We start from the raw sequence: 2,112 nt of genomic DNA, 5'->3' as shown, positions 1-2,112 counted from the left end.
GGGCGGCGGCGCGCCGAAGCGCGGCGCGGCACCGGCGGCGGTGCGCGCCTTCCACCGCGACGGCGCCAGCGACGCCACGATGAGCATCACGCCGAGCAGGAAGAAGATGCCCATGGAGCCGAACGTCGTGTAGGCGATGCCCACGTTGTCGGGCAGCAGGTCCCTGCCGGAATGGGTGATCGCCCAGCGCGGGGACGCGAACCAGACGAGGCCGACGGCCGTGAAGACCGCGCCGGGGATGAGCGAGGCCAGCGGCGACAGCCGGCTGCCCGTGACCAGGCCCATCACGAGCGCCGCCACGATGAAGAACGCGGCGCCGATCCAGAGCTCCTTGCCGTGGTAGCTCTGGAACCGCGCGGCACCGAAGCTCAGGACCAGGCGCAGCCTGTCCGTCCCGTACAGGAGGCAGGCGGCGATGGCCGGCACCGCGACGAGGCCGGCGACCACGCCTAGGCCGTGACGTGCTCCGTTGGACATGGCCACCTCCGAACAGGGGCGGGTCGGGATCCCGCCACACTCAACCATGGGACGCCCGGGAACGCACGCTGGTTCAGAGGTAGTTGTGTTCTTCTGACCGCTATTGCACGGACTCGCCCGGTTTCACCGGGGTGGGCTGGCCGAGCCGCGGCGGGCTGGTCAGGAACCCGACGCCCCAGGTCAGGTGCATGGTGGCGAACACCAGCGGCAGCCGCGCCCAGGCCGACAGCGGCAGCCCGCGTCCCTCCACGGCGGCGCCCAGCACCATCGCGGCCGCGTACCCGCCGGGCAGGATCCAGCCCGGCCAGAACCCGAACAGCCCGGCGACCGCGCCCGCCGTCATCGCGACCACGGCGATCGGCGGGGCGAGGTAGCGCAGGTTGAGCGTGCCCTGGTGCTCGCGTCCGACGACACGCCGCCAGCGTCCGGTGTGGAAGTACTGCTTGGCGAGCGCCCGCAGGTTGGGACGCGGCCGATAGGTGACCCGCATCCGCGGGGTGAAGAAGATCCGGCCGCCGGTCTCCCGGATGCGGTGGTTCATCTCCCAGTCCTGCGCGCGGACGAACGTCTCGTCGTAGCCGCCGACCCGCTCCAGCGCGCTGCGCCGGAACGTTCCGAGGTAGACGGTCTCCACCTCGCCCGCCTCGCCGCCGGTGTGGAACCGGGCGTTGCCGACGCCGAGCTTGGACGTCATCGCCCGCGCCACGGCCTTCTCGAACGGGGTGACGCCCTCGGCCGCCATGATCCCGCCCACGTTGTCGGCGCCGGTCTCCTCCATCGTCTCGACGGCCGCGCGGACGTAGTCGGACGGCAGCAGCGAGTGCCCGTCCACCCGGACGATGATCGAGTACTGCGACGCCTTGATCGCGATGTTGAGGCCCTGCGGGGTGCGCCCGGTCGGGTTCGCGACGACGAGGACGCGCGGGTCCTCGGCGGCGAGCGTGCGGGCGATCTCCTCGGTGCGGTCGCGGGACGGCCCGATCGCGAGCACGAGCTCCAGCTCGCCGGGGTACTCCTGGGACAGGATGCCGCGCACGGCTTCGGCGAGGTGGCGCTGCTCGTTGAGGACCGGCATCACCACCGACACCGCGGGCCAGGTGCGATCACCGGGCTCGGGACGGGTCTTCACGGCGTACTGGGTTTCCTGGTTCATGGCGCGATGGGCACGGGGAGACGAATTCATGTGGGCTCGCGGACGCGCGCCGACCGGAAGACCGGAGGCGGGCGCCCCTTCCTCTCTTGCTCGCTTGCCTGACGCAGCCCACGCCACACCAGGTTCGCGTGCGGGCCGCCGGGGTGTGGTCAAGACGGCGCCACGTTACTGCAAGGACACGAGGTCCAGGTAGCGAACGGACGGGTGTCCCCCACTTTAGAGTGGTGGGGACGTACGGCGGAACGTGATCTTCGGGAGGCGGCGGCCGGCATGGCAGACGGGCACGACTCGGGTCGCGGCGACGGCCGTCCGGCCGAACCGGATCCGCTGGAGCGCTACTTCCGGCCGCGTCCGGGCGCGCGGCCGGCGGCGGGCGACGGCGGCGAGGACGGCATCGAGGGCGTGACGATCGACGGGATGCCCGCGCCGCGGGTGGCGGTGGACGGCCCGCGCGGCGCGGGCATCCCGTCGATCGTCACGCC

Annotated in this window: 2 protein-coding genes and 1 pseudogene; 1 reads left to right on the top strand and 2 read right to left on the bottom strand. The window is 72.4% G+C overall.

Features of this window, described 5'->3' with window-relative positions; all coding sequences use genetic code 11:
* On the bottom strand, positions 1-477 hold a 477-nt coding region (locus HUX53_RS11830; protein WP_217919347.1), incomplete at its 3' end, for a hypothetical protein.
* 100 nt (positions 478-577) lie between these two features.
* Positions 578-1,630: a glycosyltransferase family 2 protein gene (locus HUX53_RS11825; RefSeq protein ID WP_176403221.1), complete on the bottom strand. Its 1,053-nt coding sequence runs from the start codon at positions 1,628-1,630 to the stop codon at positions 578-580.
* Between the two features lie 270 nt (positions 1,631-1,900).
* Between HUX53_RS11825 and HUX53_RS11820 the strand changes: the two are divergent.
* Positions 1,901-2,112 (top strand): annotated as a pseudogene (locus tag HUX53_RS11820) (hypothetical protein); the annotation flags it as partial.

This window comes from Actinomadura sp. BRA 177 (assembly GCF_013372625.1).
Lineage (GTDB): Bacteria > Actinomycetota > Actinomycetes > Streptosporangiales > Streptosporangiaceae > Spirillospora.
This window is presented reverse-complemented; position numbering and strand designations above follow the sequence as displayed.

What these genes read in the sequence shown, in the direction of transcription:
- HUX53_RS11825 (WP_176403221.1), bottom strand. Translation starts at nt 1,630, where the DNA reads ATGAACCAGGAAACCCAGTACGCCGTGAAGACCCGTCCCGAGCCCGGT.